This is a genomic window from Acidovorax sp., from assembly GCF_022763525.1.
Lineage (GTDB): Bacteria > Pseudomonadota > Gammaproteobacteria > Burkholderiales > Burkholderiaceae_C > Acidovorax.
Genome location: NZ_JALEGG010000266.1, coordinates 1 through 19,529, shown reverse-complemented (window position 1 = coordinate 19,529; position 19,529 = coordinate 1). Strand labels below are relative to the sequence as shown.

The window sequence follows — 19,529 nt, the reverse complement described above, 5'->3', positions numbered from 1 at the left end:
CGGCGGTCTGCGGCGTTGCGGCGCTTGTGGATAGCCGAGCTATCCACTGCGCACCGCGCCTAGCACCCCATCCCGGCAAGGCGCTTGCGCGACCCCGAAAAGACCTTGAGCAGGTTCTCCCCCCTGACGCGCTGCGCGCCCTCCCCCCTGGGGGGGCCACCAGTGGCCTGGCCGAGCCAGTTCCACGGTGGCACTGGTCTTTTTGGCTGCGACCGTTTCTAGGGTCAATGCGCTGGGCAAGCGTCTGGCTCAGGCAATGCAACATCAAAAACAATAGCTGCTTGCGCTGGTTTCTCAATGGTTTGAGGTTCTTTTCCACCTTAAACCTAAGAGAAACCAGCGCAAGCAGCTATCTTTTTTTGAGGGTTCAACCGGCCGATTTGTAGATGCGAGCCACGCCGGGTTTGCCGGGCTGGGCGCCGCGGCCGTCGCCGTAGGTGGTGGGGGTGCCAGCCTGGGGCACCAGGCCGGCGACCTGGCGGTCGGCGTTCACCGAGAGGCGCGCCAGGCTTTCGCGGTGCACGGCGAGCATGTCGTCGATGGCGCGGATGCGTTTTTGCAAGGGGGCCGGCAGGGGCTGGCCGCGGGGGGAGGCTTGCTCCAGCAGGCGTGCAAAATGGGCCGCTGCGTCCCGCAGGGCCACGCTGTGCTTTTCGAGGGCTTGGGGATCTGCCGCCAGCATTGCGGCGGAGACTTTTTCGATCAGCTGCTCAACGGCAGCCAGGGATTCTTCCAGGGACATGGCGCATTGTGGGGTGGAGAGCGCCAGCCTGCCAAGAGACAAAGATACGAAGGAGATTAACCGCGGGAGCGGGACAGGATTTCCTGGGCGTTGGAGAGCATTTTGTCGGCAACCGCCTCGGCATCCACCGAGAACGTGCCGTTTTCAATGGCCTCGCGCACGGCCTTGACCTTGCCGGCGTTGAAATCTGCGTTGGGGCGGGAGGTAGGGTCCAGCGCGCCGCGCGCTGCCGTGGACACGGTGACGGGCACACCGGCGGTTGACACGGCCGCAGCGTCTTTGTCGGCTCCTTCAGCAGCGCTTGCGGCAGGACTTTTGGCTTGCTTGGCAAGCCCCGTCTGCGCCAAGGCGCCCGGGAGTTCCGGTTTTTGACCAATCTTCATCGCTCTCTCCACCACCCCGTGTGATGTGGGGCACAGTAGCAATGTTTTCGACCCATTTAGCCCGGACTTTAGTCATTTATCGCCAGAGCGTCATCACAACGTGACAACCACCGTCCCAGAATCACTCACAGTTCCGCTAACGATCTTTCCATTATCCATGCGGATGCGAACAATCTGGCCCACGGCCCCGGCGGACATGGCCTGCCCCGCCGAACTCACTGCGTAGCCCGGGCCCTGGGCAACCACCTTGACCTGGGCGCCTGCGCGAAAGAGCTGAGGGGGGCGCACCATGCTCTGGCGCAGGGCCTGGCCCGCGGCCAACTGGCGCGCGGCCACCTGGCCTACCCACATCTCCGGGTTGGCCATCACCGCCGCAGACTCCTCGGCCCAGTCGACTTCGGCCTCGGTGGCGTCGTTGGCGGTCAGCACCGCGCCGGGTGCCACCGGGGCGTTCAGAACCCAGGCTGGGCCAAAGGCCTTGACAGTTACCGGCAGGTAGACGTTCCACGCAGTCGGTCCCTCCACGCAGCGCAGCCCCAGCCGGGTGCGGCCCCAGAGCCGCGCCCCGGGAGGCAGATAGGGCTCGATGCGCGCACAGGGGGCCAGCCGCAGCCGCGGATCCAGCGCGCCCACACTCACCTCCATGCGCAACGGCAGGCCGGCCGCCTGGTTGCGCGCCATGGCGTCGTCGAGCCAGCGCTGGGTGAGCGCACCCAGGCCCGGCACGGGATCGGCTCCCACCTGCGCCTGGGCGAGGGCGGTGCCCCCGCCACCGGCCAGTGCCAGGCCCAGCACCGCGCCCTGCAGGCAGCGCATGGCGACCGTGCGCGCTGCAACGGGCAGACGGCGCGGCAACGGGGAGACAAACGAAGGGGTGGTGGGGCTTGACGGCATGGGGCCTCCTGGGCGTCACGTCTGGCCGCAACGGGCGGCAAAGGCTATTTCACGACTGGAACTATAGGCAGGCGGGCGCACCGCAAAACCGCGAACTGCGCACCCATTTCCGCGTTCTTCGCGCTTTAGAAAAAAACGGCGGCTTTCACAATCGAACCACGCCGGAAACCCCCACCGGCGCCTATTGCAACCCAGGGTGTGAGGCAACCATGCTTGACAAGATGACCAACCGGCTGGACTTTCACGGCAACGCGCTGCTGCTGCGTGCCGAGCGCCAGCGCGCCATCGCCAGCAACATCGCCAATGCCGACACCCCGGGCTATGTGGCACGCGACTTCAGCTTTGCCGACGCGATGCGCGAAGCCACAGGCGCCAGCTCGGGCGTGACGCGCATGGCCACCGGCGGCTCGGTGGGCACCTCCGGCATTGCACCGGCCAAGGGCACCACCGACCCGCGCCACATTCCGCTGCCCGCGGCCACCACCGGCACCGGCGCGCCCGGCACGCTCGGCTATGCCGTGCAGACCCAGCCCAGCCTGGACAACAACACGGTGGACCTGGACCGCGAGCGCGCCAACTTTGTCGACAACGCCGTGCGGTACGAGGCCACGCTGCGCTTCATCAACGGCAACGCCAAAACCATGCTCAGCGCGATCCAGGGCCAGTAACGCCGCCCCTTGCAGCGCAGAAAGCGAGTCTTCCCATGTCCATGTTCTCCATCTTCAGCGTCTCGGGCAGCGCCGTCAGCGCGCAATCGCAGCGGCTCAACGTGGTGGCCAGCAACCTGGCCAACGTCGATGCCGTGGCAGGCCCCGATGGCAAGGCGTACAAGGCCCGCCAGGTGGTGTTCCAGACCGCGCCCATGGGCGCCGAAAGCTCGGCCGGCGTGCGCGTGGCCGCCATCAGCGAGAACGACACCCCGGGGCGCCGCGTGCACGACCCCAGCCACCCGTCGGCGGACGCCGAGGGCTATGTGACGCATTCCAACGTGAACGCGGTGGAGGAGATGGTCAACATGATTTCGGCCTCGCGCTCCTACCAGAACAACGTCGAGGTCATGAACACGGCCAAGTCGCTGCTGCTCAAGACCCTGCAGATGGGCCAGTAACTTCAGGAAAGCAATCACCATGATTTTCAGCGCCACCAATGCCCCCTCGGTGACCGACGCCACCGGTACCAAGGCCAACGCCGCCACCGATCCCGCGGCCGCGCAGGACCGCTTCCTGAAGCTGCTCGTCGCGCAGCTGAACAACCAGGACCCAATGAACCCGCTGGACAACGCGCAGATGACCTCGCAGATCGCGCAGATCAACACCGTGACCGGCATCCAGCAGCTCAACCAGACCATGGCCAGCATGGCCACGCAGTTCAATTCGCTGCAGGTGATGCAGGGCACGACACTCATCGGCCGCAATGTGATGACCGAGGGCTCGACCCTGGCCGTGGCCGACAAGGTGGGCAAGGGCGGCTTCGAGCTTGCCTCGCCCGCCACCAGCGTGAAGGTCGATGTGCTCAACGCCAGCGGCCAGGTGATCGAGACCGTGGACCTGGGTGCCAAGGCCGTCGGCCGCCACACGTTCGAATGGGATGCCAGTGGCTACACCGGCTCCGCCGAGGGCCTGCAGTTCCGCATCACGGCCGCCAATGGCTCGACCAAGATCGACAGCACGTCCCTGGCCCTGTCCAAGGTGACGGCTGCAGGCGCCGAAGACGGCCAGCTCAAGCTGACGCTGGCCAACGGCAAGACCATCAGCTACAGCGACATCAAGGCCCTGGTGTAACCGCCGGCCGACTCCATCTCAGCCCCCATCAGGAGAACACCATGAGTTTTCAACAAGGCCTTTCGGGCTTGAACGCCGCCAGCAAGAACCTGGACGTCATCGGGCACAACATCGCCAACTCCAACACCGTCGGGTTCAAGGCATCGCGGGCCGAGTTCGCTGAAATGGTGGCCTCCGCCATCGGCTCGGCAGGCGGGTCCAACGCGGGCATCGGCGTGGAAGTCGCGGCCGTGGCGCAACAGTTCACGCAGGGCAACCTCACGATCACCGGAAACAGCCTGGACGTGGCCATCAACGGCAACGGCTTCTTCACACTCACGCTGCCTGACGGCACGCCCGCCTACACCCGCGCCGGCAATTTCAAGCTGGACAAGGAGGGCAACATGATCACGAACGACAACGCGAACGTGATGGGCTACCCCGTGGATCCGGTCACGGGCCTGCGCTCGGGTACCGACCCGATCCCGATGGTGTTCCCGACCTCCGAGCCCATCCCCGCCAAGCAGACCACGACCATCACGGCCGCCTTCAACCTGCCCGCGACGGCCACCGATGCGGCCGGAGACCCCACCGCCACGCCGCCCATCCCGGCCACGCCCCGGGCCACCTACGGCACGTCCATCAATGTGTTCGACAGCCAGGGGGTTGCCAAGCCGGTGAACCTGTACTTCCAGAAGACAGCCACCGACAACACCTGGGACGTGTACGACCAGCTGGACGACCCCACGGCCGTTCCACCCGTGGTCGCCACCCCCATTGGCCAGATCACCTTTGACAACAACGGCGCCATCACCGGCCCGGTGGCCACGCCTCCCGCCACGGGCTTCGCGCTCACGCTGAGCGTGAACCCGACACCGCCCAACCCCAACAACCTGCCCGTCTTCCCAGTGTCGGTGAACCTGGACAAGGTGTCGCAAAGCGGCAAGAAGTTCTCGGTCTCCAACCTGAGCCAGGACGGCTACACCACGGGCGAGCTCACCGGCATCAACATCGAGAACAACGGGATGATCATGACCCGTTACTCCAATGGCGTGACCCGCGCGGAAGGCCAGCTGGCGCTGTCGAGCTTCCGCAACACGCAGGGCCTGGCGTCGGTGGGCGGCAACAACTGGGTCGCCACGTTCGAATCGGGCCAGCCCGTGGCCGGCACGGCCACGGATGGCAACTTCGGCTCGCTGCGCTCGGGCGCGCTGGAAGACTCCAACGTGGACCTCACGGCCGAGCTGGTCAACATGATGACCGCCCAGCGCTCCTACCAGGCCAACGCCCAGACGATCAAGACGCAGGACCAGGTGATGTCCACCTTGGTGAACCTGCGCTGACGAGGGCACCGTTTCAAGCATAAACAGCCCCTAGCGCTTATTCACCGGGCGCGAGCAGCTATCAAAACAGAAGCAACCGGAAGACCCAGCCATGGACCGCATCATCTACACCTCGATGACGGGCGCGAACGCCGCCGCCCACCGTCAGGCCGTGTTGTCCAACAACCTGGCCAACGCCTCCACGCAGGGGTTCCGCGCGGAGATGTCCACCTTCCGGTCCGTGCCGATCCAGGGCGAGGGCTCGACCACCCGCGTGTTCGCGCTCGAGGCCACCTCGGGCCACGTCAACACGCCTGGGCCCGTGCAGCGCACCGGCCGCAACCTGGACGCCATGGCCATTGGCAACGCGTGGTTTGCCGTCCAGGGGCTGGACGGCACCGAGGCTTACACCCGCGCGGGCACCTTCGAGGTGTCGGCCGCCGGCCAATTGCTCACGCCCACGGGCCTGCCTGTGCTGTCCGACGGCGGCGCCCCCATTGACGTGCCGCCCGGCGCCGAGGTGTCGCTGGGCTCGGACGGCACGGTGACGGCCAAGGCCGCCGGCCAGCCGGCGCAGGCCATCGGCCGCCTCAAGCTGGCGACGCCCACGGCGGAAGACCCGCTCAAGCGCGGCGACGACGGACTGTTTCGCACCACCTCGGGCGACCCGATTCCGAACGACGCCAACGCGCGCATGCTGGCCGGGGCCGTAGAAGGCTCCAACGTGAACCCGGTGGAGAGCATGGTCGGGATGATTGCCGCATCGCGCCAGTTCGAGCAGCAGATGCGCCTGTTGCAGACCGCCGAGACCAATGACAAGACCGCCAGCCAGTTGCTGAGCATGAACGGTTGATGCCGCCTACCCCGCCGCATCGCCAAAAGGACGCACCATGATCAACTCCCTCTGGATCGCCAAGACCGGCATGTCTGCCCAGCAGACGCAGCTGGATGTCATCTCGCACAACCTGGCCAACGTCTCCACCACGGGCTACAAGCGCAACAACGCGGTGTTCGAAGACCTGATCTACCAGAACCTGCGCCAGGTGGGTGCCAACACCACCGAGCAGAACCAGCTGCCCACCGGCCTGCATCTGGGCCTGGGCGTTCGCACGGTGGCCACCAGCCGCAACTTCGTGCAGGGCAGCCTGCAGGAGTCGAAGAACAGCCTGGACGTGGCCATCAACGGCAACGGCTTCTTTGAAGTGACCATGCCCGACGGCACGCTGGGCTACACGCGCGACGGCTCCTTCCAGGTGGATTCGCAAGGCCGCCTTGTCACCTCCAGCGGCCTGCCCGTGGCCAACGGCATCACCATTCCCGCCAACGCCACCAGCGTCACCATCAGCGCCGATGGCGTGGTGTCCGCCACCGTTCAGGGCAACACCCAGCCCCAGCCCCTGGGCAACCTGGCGATGTCGGCCTTCATCAACCCCGCCGGCCTGGAGCCCATCGGCCAGAACCTGTTCAAGGAGTCGGCCGCCTCGGGCCAGCCCCAGCAGGGCACGCCCGGCACCAACGGGCTGGGCATCCTCAAGCAGGGTTTTCTGGAAGCCTCCAACGTGAACGTGGTGGAAGAGCTGGTCACCATGATCCAGGCGCAGCGCGCCTACGAAATGAATTCCAAGGCCATCCAGACCTCGGACCAGATGCTGGCCAAGCTCAGCCAGCTGTGACCCCGACCCCGACGATATTTGCGACGACAGGAGCTTTTGCCATGCCGCAGTTCACCCGCCTTCTTGCCCTGCCCGCCGCCGTCGGTGCGCTGCTGCTCACCGGCTGCGCCACGATGTCGCCGCCGCCGCCCGTGGACATCCTGCCCACCACCGCGCCCCCGCTGGCCGCAGCGCCGCGCACGCCCCCCCCCGTGACCGGCGGGCTCTTCCACCAGGCCAGCTACCGGCCCGCGTTCGAAGACCGCCGTGCCCGCATGGTGGGCGACAACGTGACGGTCATGATCGTCGAGAACGTGACCGCCAGCCAGAAGTCCTCGTCCACGGTGGACCGCACCTCCGAGGCCTCGGCCGGCATCACCAATCTGCCGTTCGTGAAGAACTCGCTGGCGGACAAGACCAAGCTGGGCGCGGGATCGGAAAGCACTTTCTCGGGCAAGGGCGGCACCGAAAGCGCGAACACCTTCACCGGCTCGATCACCACCACCGTGGTGGACGTGCTGCCCAACGGCCACCTGGTGGTGACGGGCGAAAAGCAGATCGGCGTGAACCAGAACGTGGACGTGCTGCGCTTCTCGGGCACCATCGACCCGCGCGCGCTGCAGCCGGGCAGCATCGTCAACTCCACCCAGGTGGCGAACGTGCGCGTCGAGTCGCGCGGCCGTGGCGCGCAAAGCGAAGCGCAGGCCATGGGGTGGATGAACCGGTTCTTCAACACCATCACACCGTTCTAGAGCGCTGGACCGGATACGCGCGGAACCCGACCTGAACCGTTCGGGCTGAGCCTGTCGAAGCCTTGCGCGGCGCTAGGGCAAGCTCAGGTCGCGCCGGTATTCGCGACCTTCGCGCACTGATGACGGCAGCGGGTCACACGCCAACGTTCGCTGCATTATTGATAGCTGCCAGCGCTTTACAGCAAAGCGCTGCGACCACTTTTTATCCATATTTTCTGTCGCCCCGCCCCGGCATTCCAGACGGGCACCCTGCGCACCGCCGGCCATTTGCCACCCGCCCCGAGAACCCCCCCAATAAGCCGGTGAACCCGCTTCTTTTTGGGTTTTAGTTCTTGGCCAGGCCGCCCACAATCGGTGCCATGAAAGCCTTGTCCCCCTCCCTCTTTTTGCGTTCTTCGCGCGTGCTGTGGCTGTTGCTGGCCCTCGCGGCCGCGGGTGCGGCGCTGCCTGCGCACGCGCTGCGCATCAAGGAAGTGGCGGCGGTGCAGGGCGTGCGCAGCAACCAGCTGACGGGCTACGGACTGGTGGTGGGCCTGGACGGCACGGGCGACCAGACCACGCAGATGCCCTACACCACGCAGGCCATGTCCAACTACCTGCAGCAAATGGGCATCAGCCTGCCGCCCGGCACGGCGAACCAGCTGCAGCTCAAGAACGTGGCCGCCGTGATCGTCACTGCGCAGCTGCCCGCGTTTGCGCAACCCGGCCAGATGATCGACGTGAGCGTCTCGTCGATGGGCAATGCCAAGTCGCTCAAGGGCGGCACCCTCATCGTGACGCCGCTGCGCGGTGCCGATGGCGAGATCTACGCCCTGGCCCAGGGCAACCTGGTGGTGGGCGGCGCGGGCGCATCGGCCGGCGGCAGCAAGGTGCAGATCAACCACCTGAGCGCCGGCCGCATCCCGCAGGGTGCCCAGGTGGAGCGCGCTGTGCCCACGCCGCTCAACGAAGGCGACACGATCAACCTGGGCCTGAACGCCTCGGATTTCCAGACCGCGCGCCGCGTGGCGCAGGCCATCAACACCAAGCTGGGCAATGGCCTGGCCACGGCGCTGGACGGCCGCACGGTGCAGGTGCGCGCGCCGCTCGATCCCGGCGCCCGCGTGGGCTTCATCGCGGACCTGGAGGAGCTGCCGCTGGAATCGTCCACACCCTCGGCCAAGGTGGTCATCAACGCGCGCACCGGCTCGGTGGTGCTGAACCAGTCCGTGACGCTGGGCCCCTGCGCCATCGCGCACGGCAACCTGTCCATCACCATCAGCTCCACGCCGGTGATCAGCCAGCCCGCGCCGCTGTCGCAAGGGCAGACCGTGGTGGCGCAGCAAAGCGACATCCGCATCAATCAGGAGCCGGGCAACATCATCCAGATGCCGCCGTCGCCTCAACTGGCCGACGTGGTCAAGGCCCTGAACACGCTGGGCGCCACGCCGCAAGACCTGCTGGCCATCCTGCAAGCCATCAAGGCGGCCGGCGCGCTCAACGCCGAACTTGAAGTGATCTGACCTGGGGAGCGACCATGGCCCTCACCCTGCCCTCCTCCGGAACCACCACCAGCCCGTCCAACGCGCTGGCGGTCGACATCCGCTCGCTCAATGCGCTGAAGTACGACGCGGGCACGGCCAACAACGCCCAGACCACGCGCGAGGTCGCCAAGCAGTTCGAGTCGCTGTTCATGCGCGAGCTGATCAAGAGCATGCGCGACGCCACGATGAAGTCCGGCCTCATGGAAGGCGAGCAGGCGAACTTGGGGCAGGACATGCTGGACCAGCAGCTCTCGGTGAGCATGTCGGGCCAGCAAGGCGGACTCTCGGAAGCGATTGCCCGCCAGCTCTCGCGCCAGATGGGCGGGGCAGATGCCAACTTTTCAGTGCCTTCCACGCTCAGCTTGCCGCGGGCGCTGCCGCGCGCCGCAGCCGGCCCCGCGCCGGCCGAGGCCACCCTGCCGGTCCCCAAGGGCCGCGAGGGCTTTGTGCAGCACCTCTCCGGCACCGCCGAGCGGGTGTCGCGCGAAAGCGGCATTCCCGCGAGCTTCATGCTGGGTCAGGCCGGCCACGAAACGGGCTGGGGCAAGAGCGAGATCAAGCACAAGGATGGCTCCAACTCGTTCAACCTCTTCGGCATCAAGGCCGGCAAGGGCTGGACGGGCAAGGTGGCCGAGATCACCACCACCGAATACATCAACGGCAAGGCCCAGAAGGTGACGGCCAAGTTCCGCGCGTACGACTCGTACGAGGACTCGTTCCGCGACTACGCCCGCCTCATCAAGGAAAGTCCGCGCTACGAGAGGGCCGAATCCGTCGCCCAGTCCGGCTCGGCCATGGCGTACGCCTCGGCACTGCAAAAAGCCGGGTATGCCACCGACCCCGAATACGCCAAGAAGCTTGGCGGGGCCATCAACAGCGTGGTGCGCACCTTGCGGGAACAGGCATGATGTCCCCCCTGAGCCGCTATCGCGCCCTCCCCCCAAACGGGGGACGCACCCAGTGGCCTGGCCAAGCCAGTTCCACGGGTGCGCTGGTATGGGACGCGCCCTTCGCGAAGGTCAGTTCCCACGAAATGCGAGGTGAGTCATGAGCCTGCTCAACGTCGGCGCCCGAGCGCTGCTGGCCAACCAGGTGGCACTGCAGACGGCGGGCCACAACATTGCCAACGTCAACACGCCCGGCTATTCGCGCCAGACGGTGGTGCTCCAGACCGTGCAGGGCCAGTTCACCGGCGGCGGCTATATCGGCCAGGGCGTGGACGTGCAGACGATCCTGCGCAACCAGAGCGAACTGCTCACGCGCCAGTCGGCCGCGGCCGGCTCAACGCAGTCGGCCGACATCGTGCGGGCCGAGCGCCTGCGCCAGCTGCAAGAGGTCTTCAGCGGCGGCACGGCAGGCCTGGGCGCAGCCATCAACGACATGATGAACGCGTTCACCGACGTGGTGAGCGCACCCACCGACATCACGGCACGCACCGTGGTGCTCACGCGCATGGACGAGACCGCATCGCGCATGCGCTCGGCCGCCGACCGCATCGACGAGCTCCAGTACACCGTCAACGAGCAGCTGCAAAGCAGCATCAAGGCCGTCAACAGCCTGGCCGAGCAGATGGCCGCCATCAACGAGCAGATCGCCCGTGCCACAGGCAACGGCCAGACGCCCAACGACCTGCTGGACCAGCGCGACCAGATCATCCGCGACATCAATCAGTACGTTCAGACCACGCAGATTCCGGCCGACGATGGCACGGTGGGCCTGTTCGTTGCGGGCAGCCAGCCGCTGGTGCTGGGCACCACGGCCACCAGCCTGTCGGTCGACGACGCCACGGCCTTCCCGGGCAGCGGGCAGATCAAGCTGTTCTTCAACCGGCCCGGCGCGCCGGCCGTGGAAATGGACGAGAACGTGCTCGGCGGCGGCTCGATGTCGGGCCTGCTGCGCTTCAACAACAACGACCTGGCCGAAGGACGCAACCTGCTGGGCCGCATGGCCATGGCCATCGGCATGGCCATGAACGACCAGCACAACCTGGGCCTCACGCTCGACGGCGTTCCCGGCAAGGACCTGTTCGCCCTGCCCACGAGCATGCCGGGCCACACCAACGGAGCCGGCGTGGGCACCGTGTCGTTCACCGGCCCCACGCAGTTCGCAGCGTCCGACTATGAAATCCGCTTCACGACGGGCACGGCGGGCCAGGTGGTGCGGCTGTCGGACGGGCAAGCCACGCCGTTCACGGACGCGGCCAACCTGGCCACGCTGCAGATCGACGGGCTCACCTTCAACCTGACCACGCCAGGCAACCCGGGCGAGCGCATGCTGTTCAAGCCGTTCAGCACGGCAGCCGCCAACATCCAGTCGCTGGTGTATTCGCCGCGCGACCTGGCGGTGGCCAACCCCATCAATGCGGCCATGGGCACCTCCAACGGCGGCACGATGCAGCTGGCCAGCCTGAAAGCCACGGGCCTGCCCAATCCGCCCGGCCTGGTGCTGCCGCCCAACGCCAACCCGGCCGCCGTTCCCCCCATCCTGGGCGGCATCCAGCTGCAATTCACGGCCGGCCCGCCCACCACCTACGATGTGCTGGACCGCGGCACGGCGCCGCCCACCACCCTGGCCGCGGCGCAGCCCTACACCTCGGGCGTGCCCATCTCCATCAACGGCTGGGAGATCAAGCTGCAGGGTTCGCCCAATACCGGTGACACCGTGGTGATCGGCAACGCGCTGGATCCGCAGTACGGAGACAAGTTCACGCGCAACTCGGGCAACGCGAGCGCGATGATGGGCCTGCGCGACGTGAAGATGTTTGACGAGTCCACGCTCGCGGACGGCTACGCCGGGGCCATGGCCCAGGTGGGCACCCGCACGCAGAGCGCGCTCTTCGCGGCCGAGCTGTCCACCACCATCGCCGCCAACCTGGAGCGGGACCGCACGGCCGTCTCGGGCGTCAATCTGGACGAAGAGGCCGCAAGGCTGATCCAATACCAGCAGGCTTACCAGGCATCGTCCAAGATGATCCAGATCGCGCAGAACATTTTTGACTCGCTGATCCAGGGCATGGGCCGCTGACCCGGCGCACCCCACAGCAGCTAGGAGTTCGACATGAGCACCAACATTTACCGCCTTGGCACGGCCAACATGTACGACAACGCGCTGCGCAACCTCGGCACGCGCCAGACCAACCTGTCGAACCTGCAAGAGAACCTCACCTCCGGCAAGCGCGTGGTGCGGGCCAGCGACGACCCGGTGTCCGCCGCCCAGGCCGAGCGTGCCATCACCCGGCTTTCGCGCATCCAGACCGAGCAGCGCGCGCTGGAAACCCAGCGCAACGCCATCGCGCAGGCCGAATCGAGCCTGGGCGATGCTGTGGCCCTGGTGCAGAACTTCCGCGAACTGGTGGTCCAGGCCGGCGACGGCAGCCTCTCGACGAACGACCGCAACACCATTGCCAACCAGTTGCAGGGCCTGCGCGAGCAATTGCTGGAAGTGGCCAACCGCAAGGACACCAACGGCCTGCCGCTGCTGGGCGCGCTCGGCAGCGCACTGGCGCCTTTTCTGGGCCCCCAAAGCACCGCGCCGGACTACAGCTTTGACGGATTGCCGGGCCAGGCAGCGAGCAACGGAACGGCCATCCCCGGCATGCTGGACGGGCATGCGGCTTTCATGTTTGACCCGCAGCGGGACGGCGTCTACACCGCGGGCGTGAGCGCCATCCCCTCCAGCCGCTTCCTCAACACCACGGCCATCAAGCCCGTGGACCCCAGCCTGGTGACCGGCGACAACTACACCATCACCTTCAGCGCCGTGGGCCCGGGTGCCACGCCCGGCACCACCACCGCCACCTACACGCTCACCAACACCACCACGGGCGCGGTCTCTGCGCCGGTGGTGGTGCCCGACTTTCCGTCCGACAAGCCGGTGACGATTTCCGTCACCGGCGTGCCCGGGCTCACGTTCGACATCAAGGGCAACCCCGACAATGGCGACACCATCACGCTGCAGCCGAGCGCCAGCCTGTTCAGCACGCTGGACAAGGCGATCCAGGGCATCCGCAGCGCCCCCAACAGCAGCACGGCGGCCCAGGCCGTCGGGCAGGCCCTGGGCAACATGGACATCGGGCTTGAACGCCTGCACAACATGCGCGGCTATGCGGGCGAGCTGCTCAACCGCGCCGACCGCATCACGGGCGATCAGGAAAAGCGCTCCATCCAGCTCGAAGGCGACCGCTCGCGGGCCGAGGATCTCGATATGATCAAGGGCATATCGGATTTCCAGAACCAGCAGGTGGGCTACGAGGCCGCACTCAAGTCCTACGCGCAGGTTCAGAAGCTGTCCCTGTTCAATTTCATCAGTTGAGAACGTTGTTGCCCGGAACCTGCCTCTGGCTGCGTGACACCACCCCGCCGGCCGCAGGCCCCGCCACATTGCCCGAGAGCACATGGTCCAATCTGTCCTTGGCCGCCTGATCCTGGGCTACCGCCCGCTGTGGGGCCGCGCCCGCAAGCTTGCCGGCATCCAGCTGTTCGTGCACGGCGACGCATCGGGCATGGTGGACACCGCCCACCTGCTGCGCACGCTGCAGGAGCTGTGGTCGGCCAGCTCGCCCCCGGTGCTGCTGTCGCCCCAGAACCACCAGCTGCTGTGCGACATGCTCGAGAACGCACCCCGTGGGTCCCCGTGGATCGAGGTGCGTGGCAGCTGGCTGTCCGACTCCGCCATCTTCGCCCGCGTGAAGGCCGCGCACCAACGGGGCCTCAAGCTGGTCTGGCGCGGCGAACTGGGCCGCCTGCCTGAGCCCGAGGTGGCCCAGTGCTTTGACAACAGCCTGCTGACCTTGCGGCCGGAGGATGCCGTGGCGGCGCTCAAGGCCGCCCCCGCCCGCCCGGGGGCTCCCGCCCCCGCGCAGCGCCCCGTGGCCAGCCCTGTGCTGGCCGGGCAGATGTATGAGAACGTCGCCAGCCGCGCGCTCATGGAGCACTGCCTCGATCAGCACAATGCGCTGGCGCTGGCCGGCTGGCCCACGGAAGACGTGCTCTACAGCCTGCGGCACCAGCCCCAGCAGCCCTCGCACGCGGTGATCTTCAAGCTCATGAAGGCCATCGACGATGAGCAGTCGCTGGAGACCTTCGAAGACATCCTGGGCCAGGACCCGATCCTGGCCTACCGTTTCATGGTCTACACCAATTCGGCGGCTCTCGGCCTGCGCACCGGTATTGATTCCTTGCGCCGCGGCCTGGTGATGATGGGCTATGGCTCGATCAAGCGCTGGCTTTCCGACCAGCTGCCGCACGCCAGCAACGAGCCCAACATGCAGCCGGTGCGCGAATCCATGGTGATGCGTGCCACCCTCATGGCGCATTTGCTGGACGCAGGCATCGAGAACGACCTGCGCCGCGAGATCTACCTGTGCGGGCTGCTGTCGCAGCTCGACGATCTGCTGGGCGAGCCGCTGGGCACCATCCTGCGCCGCCTGCCCCTGTCCGAACGCATCTACGACGCCACGGTGCTGCGCACCGGCCCCTACGCGGGCGGCTTGCAGATGGCCTGCGCCCTGGAAACCGAAGACGCCAGCGCCATCCGCAGCCTGTGCGAGACCTACGAAATGGACATCGAGGAAGTCAACCGCGCCCTGCTGCGCGTGCTGGCGGATCTGGAAGTAGAGCGAAGGTAACGGTAGCCCCCCGACCCGCTTCGCGTCTTCCCCCAGACGGGGGACGCCACCAGCGGCCTGGCGGAGCCAGTTCCGCGGTGGCACTGACTAGGCACGCGCCAGTTCTTACGGACAGCCCCTGGGGGCGCCGGGTTCAGCACCCTCTTGCTGACTCCCCGCACTCACCGCATCTGCTCATCCCGCACCCGTGCGAACGTCTTCCAGAACGCGGCCTCCTGCGTGGTGGCGAAGTTGATGCGCATGAGGGTGCTGGGCTTGCGCTCGGCGTGGAACAAGGCGCCCGGCGCCAGCAGGTAGCCTTCGTCGAGCATGCGCTGCGATAGCGCGTCCGTATCCACCCCTGTCTCCACCCAGCCAAACAGTCCGACGGGCTCGGCCGCGAAAGTGCAGCCTGCACCCAGCGCCAGCTTCACACTGCGAGCCCGCGCAGCATCCAGCCGCGTGCGAATGCGCTCGGCGTGGCGGCGCAGCTGGCCTTGCTCGATGCACAGGGCCAGCGCCTTTTCCAGCAGCGCGGGCGTGGTCAGCGTGGCCAGCAGCTTGGTATCGAGCAGTTGCTCCACCAGTGCGGAGGGGGCGGCCATGAAGCCGATGCGCCAGTTGGGCGCAAGGATTTTGGCAAAGCCGCTCACGTAGATGGTGCGCGAGAGGCCGTCGAGCGACGTGAGGCGCGTGGCATGTTCGGGTGCGATGTGACTGTAGGTGTCGTCCTCGACGACATGGAAGTTGTACTGGTTGGCCAGCTGCAGGATGCGGTGCGCGCTGCCCGGCGAAAGGCAGTAGCCCGTGGGGTTGTGGAACACGCTCACGCTCACGTAGAGCTTGGGCTGGTGGGCCTCGCAATAGCGGGCCATCACCTCCAGGTCTGGTCCATCGGCGCGGCGGGGCACGGGCAGGATGCGCATGCCCAAGGCCGCCAGCCGCGCAAATTCCACGGCCCAGCCGGGTTCCTCCACCATCACCGGGTCGCCGGGGCGCAGCAGCGTGCGGCTCACGATGTCGAGGGCATGCGTGGCGCCCACGGTGGTGATGATCTGCTCAGGTGCGGCGTGCACGTTCAGCGTGGCCAGCTTCTTCGACAGCACGCGCCGCAGGCCGACATCGCCCAGGGGCTCACCGTACTGCAGCGAAAAATCATTCAATGCGCGGGTGCTGGTCACCTTGCGCACGGCAGCGGGCATGAAGGTGGACTCCAGCCACGAAGGAGGAAAAACGCCCATGCCGGGCTGCGGTTTGTCGCTGATCTTGTGGAACATGCCGCGGATGAGCGCGGTGGCGTTGACGGGCGGCGCCCCTCGCGCTGCACCGCGCCCCGCCCCCCGTGCGGCGAACCAGTGGGCCGTGCTCCAGTTGCCCATGGCCTGCTCCACGTCGTGGCTTCCTGCTCCGACCTCCTCGGGCGGCCTCTCCGCCGGGCCGGGAGGCATCTCGCGCACGAAGAAGCCCCGGTTCTTGCGCGCCTCGACCAGCCCCTGCGCCAGCAGCTGGTCATAGGCGGCCACCACGGTGGACGGGCTCACGCCGTGCTGCTGCGCGCACTGCCGCACCGAGGGCAGGCGCGCCCCAGGCGCGAGCAGGCGGTTGCGGATGCGCTCGCTGAAACGTGCGGACAACTGCTCGGTCAGCGACTGGGCGGTGGTTTTCATCAACATGGAAATATCCCGGGTGTACTGTCACGCGAACCAATACAGATTACGAACTGCGCTGCCGAACTGTACTGGTGGTGTACTGAAACTGAAGATTACATTGAAGCCCATACCTTGACAAGAATTCTCCCGGCGCCACCCCGACCCGCTCCATGACCGCCCCTGAACTGACCGCCCTGCTGCTGTTCTGCACCGCGATGAGCTTTTCGCCGGGGCCCAACACCACGCTGTCCACCGCGCTGGCGGCCAACCTGGGCTTGCGCCGGGCCCTGCGCTTTTGCATCGCGGTGCCCACGGGCTGGACGCTGCTCATGCTGGGCAGCGGCCTGGGTCTGGGCGCGCTGATCACCGGTGTGCCCGCCCTGCGCTGGAGCGTGACGCTGGCGGGCGTGGCCTACATGCTGTGGCTGGCTTTCAAGCTCAGCCGCGCAGGCCAGCTCACCGAAGTGGATGGCAGCCGCCTGAACGTGACCTTCTGGCAGGGCGTGGGCCTGCAATTCGTGAACATCAAGGCCTGGATGCTGGCACTCACGCTCAGCGCGGGCTGGGTGGTCAACGCGGCCGGACAGCCGGCCGCCAACCCGGGCGAGCGCCTGGCGATCATCTGCGCCGTGATGATGGCGTTCGCGTTCACCAGCAATTTTGTCTATGCGCTCGTGGGCTCGCTGCTGCGCCAGTGGCTGGCCCAGGGCCGCCGCCTGCTCTGGTTCAACCGCGCATTGGCCCTGGTGCTGGTGGTGACGGCCTTCTGGATGCTCACACTATGAACCCCGCACAGGAACGCGAAGCGCTGATCTGGGGCCTGGTGGGTGTGGCCCTGTTCGCAGCCACGCTCCCCATGACCCGGCTGGCCGTGGGCCCGGTGGAGGCGCCGCAGCTCTCGCCTTGGTTTGTCACCTTCGGCCGCGCCGCGGTGGCAGGGCTGCTGTCCGCCCTGTACCTTGCCTGGCAGCGCAGCCAGGGGCGGCTGAACGTGCCCGGCCGCGCGCAGTGGCCGCTGCTCGGTATCACGGCGTTCGGCGTGATCGTCGGATTCCCGCTGTTCCTGGCGCTGGCGCTGCGCTACGTGCCCAGCACGCACGGCGCAGTGGTCACGGCGCTGCTGCCGCTGTCCACGGCCGTGCTGGGCGCGCTGTGGTACCGCCAGCGGCCTTCGGTGGGCTTCTGGGCGTGCGCGGTCCTGGGCAGCGGTCTGGTGCTGGGCTTCATGGCCTGGCGCGCGGGCGGCTTTTACCTGGGCGCGGCCAACATCTATCTCCTCATCGCCATGACCACCGGCGCCTTCGGCTACATCGGCGGCGCGCGCCTCACGCCCAGCCTGGGCGCCGAGCAGGTGATTTGCTGGGTGCTGGCCTGCAGCTTGCCCCTGACGCTGCCGGTAGCCTGGTGGTTCGCGCCACCCGAGCCCGCAGCCATTGGCGCCATGGCGTGGGCGGGCTTCGCGTATGTCGCGCTGTTCTCGATGTGGATCGGCTTCTTCGCCTGGTACCGCGCGCTGGCGCTCGGCGCCGTGCGCGTGAGCCAGATCCAGCTGGTGCAGCCCTTCCTGAGCTTGCTGTTCGCCGTGCCGCTGCTGGGCGAGCAGCTGGATCTGGTCACGGTGGTCTTCGCACTGGCCGTCATCGCCACTGTTTTCGTGGGCAAGAAGATGCCCGTCCACCAGGGAGCCGCCGCATGACCATCGCCACCAAGACCATCACGCCCGAACAACGCCTCGCGCAGCTCGGCATCGTCCTGCCAGCGGTCTCGGTGCCGCGTGGCAACTTCGATGCGTACGTGCTGGACGGGGGCCTGCTGTACCTGTCCGGCAAGGGCTCGCCGCTGCGTGAAGACGTGGCCATCGTGCCCAAGGTGGGACGCGAGATCACTGCCGAAGAGGCCCGCCAGCATGCCCGCACCGTGGGCTTGCACCTGATCGCCACCATGCAGGCCGCGCTGGGCAACCTCTCGCGGGTGCGCCGCGTGGTGAAGGTGCTGGGCATGGTCAACGCCACACCGGACTTCATGCAGCACACCGAGGTTGTCAACGGCTGCTCGGACTTGCTGGTCGAGGTGTTCGGCGACGCCGGCCGTCACGCGCGATCGGCCGTGGGCGTGGGCTCGCTGCCGCGCGGCTTTGCGGTGGAGATCGAAGCCATTGTTTCCGTGAAGGACTGAACCGCCATGCAGATGAGCCACATCCCCTTTGCTACCACCGACTGGTCGTCCCTGCCCCGCGAGGAAAAGAGCGCGCAGGCTGGCCAAGCGTTCTGGCGCACCCAGCAGTTCGGCAACCTTCGCGTGCGCATGGTGGAGTACACGCCCGGGTATGTTTCCGACCATTGGTGCACCAAGGGACATGTGCTGCTGTGCCTGCAGGGCGAGCTGCATACCGAACTGGCCGATGGCCGGGTGTTCAGCCTCACGCCGGGGATGAGCTACCAGGTGGCTGACAACGCCGAACCGCACCGCTCCACGTCACCCAAGGGTGCCACGCTCTTCATCGTGGATTGAAGCGGCAAAACAGCAAATCCGACCAACACGGTATGAACGAGGGCCTGTGAAATACTCTGCGGAACAAGCGTTGCGGCAACTGCCCGGTCAGGCGGGGGAGCGGTTTGTGGAGCTCCTGCGCCACGGCACCATGCGCACCGAGCTGTATGCGCCTCGTGGTCACGACCCGCAGCAGCCGCACACGCAGGACGAGTTGTATTTCATCCAGCGTGGCAATGGAGAGTTCGTTCAGGGCGGCGAACGCCACCGCTTTGCAGCGGGAGACGCCTTTTTTGTACCTGCGGGACAGCACCACCGCTTCGAGAATTTTTCTGACGACTTTGCAACATGGGTAGTCTTTTGGGGACCGCCCGGAGGAGAACGAGAGTGAAACTGAACGACCTTCCACAGGCCAGCACCTGGACCCTGGCGCGCCGCGCCGAGCGCATGAACCCCTCGGTCATCCGCGAAATCCTCAAGGTCACCGAGAAGCCCGGCATCATCAGCCTGGCGGGCGGCCTGCCCTCGCCCAAGACCTTCCCTGTGTCGGCCTTTGCCGAAGCCTCGGCCGCCGTGCTGGGCAACGACGGGGCTGCGGCCCTGCAATACGCCGCCAGCGAGGGCTACGGTCCGCTGCGCCAGGCGATTGCCGACTTCCTGCCTTGGGACGTGAACCCCGACCAGATCCTGATCACCACCGGCTCGCAACAGGCGCTGGACCTGATCGCCAAGGTGCTCATCGACTCGGACAGCCGCG

Annotated in this window: 21 protein-coding genes and 1 pseudogene; 18 read left to right on the top strand and 4 right to left on the bottom strand. The window is 66.9% G+C overall.

Annotation, left to right across the window (positions count from 1 at the left end):
* Window positions 1–367 precede the first annotated feature (367 nt).
* From MRY84_RS20525 to flgA, 3 genes are all read right to left on the bottom strand, one after another.
* Window positions 368–742 (bottom strand): hypothetical protein, encoded by a 375-nt coding sequence (locus MRY84_RS20525; protein WP_291507530.1) that lies wholly within the window; start codon window positions 740–742, stop codon window positions 368–370.
* Between the two features lie 56 nt (window positions 743–798).
* Window positions 799–1,125, bottom strand: a complete 327-nt coding sequence (gene flgM, locus MRY84_RS20520; RefSeq protein WP_291507529.1) for a flagellar biosynthesis anti-sigma factor FlgM — start codon at window positions 1,123–1,125, stop codon at window positions 799–801.
* A gap of 93 nt (window positions 1,126–1,218) precedes the next feature.
* A complete protein-coding gene (gene flgA, locus MRY84_RS20515; RefSeq protein ID WP_291507531.1) occupies window positions 1,219–1,941 on the bottom strand; it encodes a flagellar basal body P-ring formation chaperone FlgA in 723 nt (240 codons plus the stop codon).
* Between the two features lie 287 nt (window positions 1,942–2,228).
* On the opposite strand from flgA, the gene flgB reads away from it, so the two are divergent.
* The 12 genes from flgB (at window position 2,229) to MRY84_RS20455 (ending at window position 14,654) form a co-directional block, all read left to right on the top strand.
* Window positions 2,229–2,687: a flagellar basal body rod protein FlgB gene (gene flgB, locus MRY84_RS20510; protein WP_291507528.1), complete on the top strand. Its 459-nt coding sequence runs from the start codon at window positions 2,229–2,231 to the stop codon at window positions 2,685–2,687.
* 35 nt (window positions 2,688–2,722) lie between these two features.
* Entirely contained in the window at window positions 2,723–3,127 is a 405-nt protein-coding gene (flgC, locus tag MRY84_RS20505; RefSeq protein WP_291507527.1) for a flagellar basal body rod protein FlgC, read from the top strand.
* Window positions 3,128–3,146: 19 nt separating this feature from the next.
* Window positions 3,147–3,800: a flagellar hook capping FlgD N-terminal domain-containing protein gene (locus MRY84_RS20500; RefSeq protein ID WP_291507526.1), complete on the top strand. Its 654-nt coding sequence runs from the start codon at window positions 3,147–3,149 to the stop codon at window positions 3,798–3,800.
* A gap of 41 nt (window positions 3,801–3,841) precedes the next feature.
* Window positions 3,842–5,122, top strand: a complete 1,281-nt coding sequence (gene flgE, locus MRY84_RS20495; RefSeq protein ID WP_291507525.1) for a flagellar hook protein FlgE — start codon at window positions 3,842–3,844, stop codon at window positions 5,120–5,122.
* A gap of 91 nt (window positions 5,123–5,213) precedes the next feature.
* Window positions 5,214–5,954, top strand: a complete 741-nt coding sequence (gene flgF / locus MRY84_RS20490; protein WP_142143104.1) for a flagellar basal-body rod protein FlgF — start codon at window positions 5,214–5,216, stop codon at window positions 5,952–5,954.
* Window positions 5,955–5,991: 37 nt separating this feature from the next.
* A complete protein-coding gene (gene flgG / locus MRY84_RS20485; protein WP_291507524.1) occupies window positions 5,992–6,774 on the top strand; it encodes a flagellar basal-body rod protein FlgG in 783 nt (260 codons plus the stop codon).
* Between the two features lie 41 nt (window positions 6,775–6,815).
* Window positions 6,816–7,505, top strand: coding sequence for a flagellar basal body L-ring protein FlgH (locus MRY84_RS20480; protein ID WP_291507523.1), 690 nt, complete (start codon window positions 6,816–6,818; stop codon window positions 7,503–7,505).
* A gap of 359 nt (window positions 7,506–7,864) precedes the next feature.
* Window positions 7,865–9,007 carry a flagellar basal body P-ring protein FlgI gene (locus tag MRY84_RS20475; protein WP_291507522.1) on the top strand — a complete coding sequence of 381 codons (1,143 nt, stop codon included), beginning with the start codon at window positions 7,865–7,867 and terminating at the stop codon, window positions 9,005–9,007.
* 14 nt (window positions 9,008–9,021) lie between these two features.
* Entirely contained in the window at window positions 9,022–9,936 is a 915-nt protein-coding gene (flgJ, locus tag MRY84_RS20470; RefSeq protein WP_291507521.1) for a flagellar assembly peptidoglycan hydrolase FlgJ, read from the top strand.
* Window positions 9,937–10,075: 139 nt separating this feature from the next.
* Entirely contained in the window at window positions 10,076–12,052 is a 1,977-nt protein-coding gene (flgK, locus tag MRY84_RS20465; protein WP_291507520.1) for a flagellar hook-associated protein FlgK, read from the top strand.
* 33 nt (window positions 12,053–12,085) lie between these two features.
* The gene (gene flgL / locus MRY84_RS20460) at window positions 12,086–13,339 is read left to right on the top strand and encodes a flagellar hook-associated protein FlgL (protein WP_291507519.1); all 1,254 of its coding nucleotides are present in this window, start codon (window positions 12,086–12,088) and stop codon (window positions 13,337–13,339) included.
* Window positions 13,340–13,421: 82 nt separating this feature from the next.
* Window positions 13,422–14,654: an HDOD domain-containing protein gene (locus MRY84_RS20455; protein WP_291507518.1), complete on the top strand. Its 1,233-nt coding sequence runs from the start codon at window positions 13,422–13,424 to the stop codon at window positions 14,652–14,654.
* Window positions 14,655–14,815: 161 nt separating this feature from the next.
* Here the strand turns inward: MRY84_RS20455 and MRY84_RS20450 are convergent, their stop codons facing one another.
* Window positions 14,816–16,306, bottom strand: coding sequence for a PLP-dependent aminotransferase family protein (locus MRY84_RS20450; RefSeq protein ID WP_291507517.1), 1,491 nt, complete (start codon window positions 16,304–16,306; stop codon window positions 14,816–14,818).
* 146 nt (window positions 16,307–16,452) lie between these two features.
* Between MRY84_RS20450 and MRY84_RS20445 the strand changes: the two genes are divergently transcribed.
* From MRY84_RS20445 to MRY84_RS20420, 6 genes and pseudogenes are all read left to right on the top strand, one after another.
* Window positions 16,453–17,067 carry a LysE family translocator gene (locus tag MRY84_RS20445; protein ID WP_291507516.1) on the top strand — a complete coding sequence of 205 codons (615 nt, stop codon included), beginning with the start codon at window positions 16,453–16,455 and terminating at the stop codon, window positions 17,065–17,067.
* Window positions 17,064–17,978, top strand: coding sequence for a DMT family transporter (locus MRY84_RS20440; RefSeq protein ID WP_291507515.1), 915 nt, complete (start codon window positions 17,064–17,066; stop codon window positions 17,976–17,978). Before MRY84_RS20445 ends, MRY84_RS20440 begins: the two co-directional genes overlap by 4 nt.
* Window positions 17,975–18,457 (top strand): RidA family protein, encoded by a 483-nt coding sequence (locus tag MRY84_RS20435; protein ID WP_291507514.1) that lies wholly within the window; start codon window positions 17,975–17,977, stop codon window positions 18,455–18,457. The genes MRY84_RS20440 and MRY84_RS20435 overlap by 4 nt, the downstream gene beginning before the upstream one ends.
* Window positions 18,458–18,463: 6 nt before the next feature.
* The gene (locus MRY84_RS20430; RefSeq protein WP_291507513.1) at window positions 18,464–18,793 is read left to right on the top strand and encodes a DHCW motif cupin fold protein; all 330 of its coding nucleotides are present in this window, start codon (window positions 18,464–18,466) and stop codon (window positions 18,791–18,793) included.
* Between the two features lie 46 nt (window positions 18,794–18,839).
* A complete protein-coding gene (locus MRY84_RS20425) occupies window positions 18,840–19,163 on the top strand; it encodes a cupin domain-containing protein (protein WP_291507512.1) in 324 nt (107 codons plus the stop codon).
* Window positions 19,160–19,529 (top strand): annotated as a pseudogene (locus MRY84_RS20420) (PLP-dependent aminotransferase family protein); the annotation flags it as partial. The gene MRY84_RS20425 and the pseudogene MRY84_RS20420, both read left to right, overlap by 4 nt.

What these genes read in the sequence shown, in the direction of transcription:
- MRY84_RS20525 (WP_291507530.1), bottom strand. Translation starts at nt 742, where the DNA reads ATGTCCCTGGAAGAATCCCTGGCTGCCGTTGAGCAGCTGATCGAAAAA.
- flgM (WP_291507529.1), bottom strand. Translation starts at nt 1,125, where the DNA reads ATGAAGATTGGTCAAAAACCGGAACTCCCGGGCGCCTTGGCGCAGACG.
- flgA (WP_291507531.1), bottom strand. Translation starts at nt 1,941, where the DNA reads ATGCGCTGCCTGCAGGGCGCGGTGCTGGGCCTGGCACTGGCCGGTGGC.
- flgB (WP_291507528.1), top strand. Translation starts at nt 2,229, where the DNA reads ATGCTTGACAAGATGACCAACCGGCTGGACTTTCACGGCAACGCGCTG.
- flgC (WP_291507527.1), top strand. Translation starts at nt 2,723, where the DNA reads ATGTCCATGTTCTCCATCTTCAGCGTCTCGGGCAGCGCCGTCAGCGCG.
- MRY84_RS20500 (WP_291507526.1), top strand. Translation starts at nt 3,147, where the DNA reads ATGATTTTCAGCGCCACCAATGCCCCCTCGGTGACCGACGCCACCGGT.
- flgE (WP_291507525.1), top strand. Translation starts at nt 3,842, where the DNA reads ATGAGTTTTCAACAAGGCCTTTCGGGCTTGAACGCCGCCAGCAAGAAC.
- flgF (WP_142143104.1), top strand. Translation starts at nt 5,214, where the DNA reads ATGGACCGCATCATCTACACCTCGATGACGGGCGCGAACGCCGCCGCC.
- flgG (WP_291507524.1), top strand. Translation starts at nt 5,992, where the DNA reads ATGATCAACTCCCTCTGGATCGCCAAGACCGGCATGTCTGCCCAGCAG.
- MRY84_RS20480 (WP_291507523.1), top strand. Translation starts at nt 6,816, where the DNA reads ATGCCGCAGTTCACCCGCCTTCTTGCCCTGCCCGCCGCCGTCGGTGCG.
- MRY84_RS20475 (WP_291507522.1), top strand. Translation starts at nt 7,865, where the DNA reads ATGAAAGCCTTGTCCCCCTCCCTCTTTTTGCGTTCTTCGCGCGTGCTG.
- flgJ (WP_291507521.1), top strand. Translation starts at nt 9,022, where the DNA reads ATGGCCCTCACCCTGCCCTCCTCCGGAACCACCACCAGCCCGTCCAAC.
- flgK (WP_291507520.1), top strand. Translation starts at nt 10,076, where the DNA reads ATGAGCCTGCTCAACGTCGGCGCCCGAGCGCTGCTGGCCAACCAGGTG.
- flgL (WP_291507519.1), top strand. Translation starts at nt 12,086, where the DNA reads ATGAGCACCAACATTTACCGCCTTGGCACGGCCAACATGTACGACAAC.
- MRY84_RS20455 (WP_291507518.1), top strand. Translation starts at nt 13,422, where the DNA reads ATGGTCCAATCTGTCCTTGGCCGCCTGATCCTGGGCTACCGCCCGCTG.
- MRY84_RS20450 (WP_291507517.1), bottom strand. Translation starts at nt 16,306, where the DNA reads ATGTTGATGAAAACCACCGCCCAGTCGCTGACCGAGCAGTTGTCCGCA.
- MRY84_RS20445 (WP_291507516.1), top strand. Translation starts at nt 16,453, where the DNA reads ATGACCGCCCCTGAACTGACCGCCCTGCTGCTGTTCTGCACCGCGATG.
- MRY84_RS20440 (WP_291507515.1), top strand. Translation starts at nt 17,064, where the DNA reads ATGAACCCCGCACAGGAACGCGAAGCGCTGATCTGGGGCCTGGTGGGT.
- MRY84_RS20435 (WP_291507514.1), top strand. Translation starts at nt 17,975, where the DNA reads ATGACCATCGCCACCAAGACCATCACGCCCGAACAACGCCTCGCGCAG.
- MRY84_RS20430 (WP_291507513.1), top strand. Translation starts at nt 18,464, where the DNA reads ATGCAGATGAGCCACATCCCCTTTGCTACCACCGACTGGTCGTCCCTG.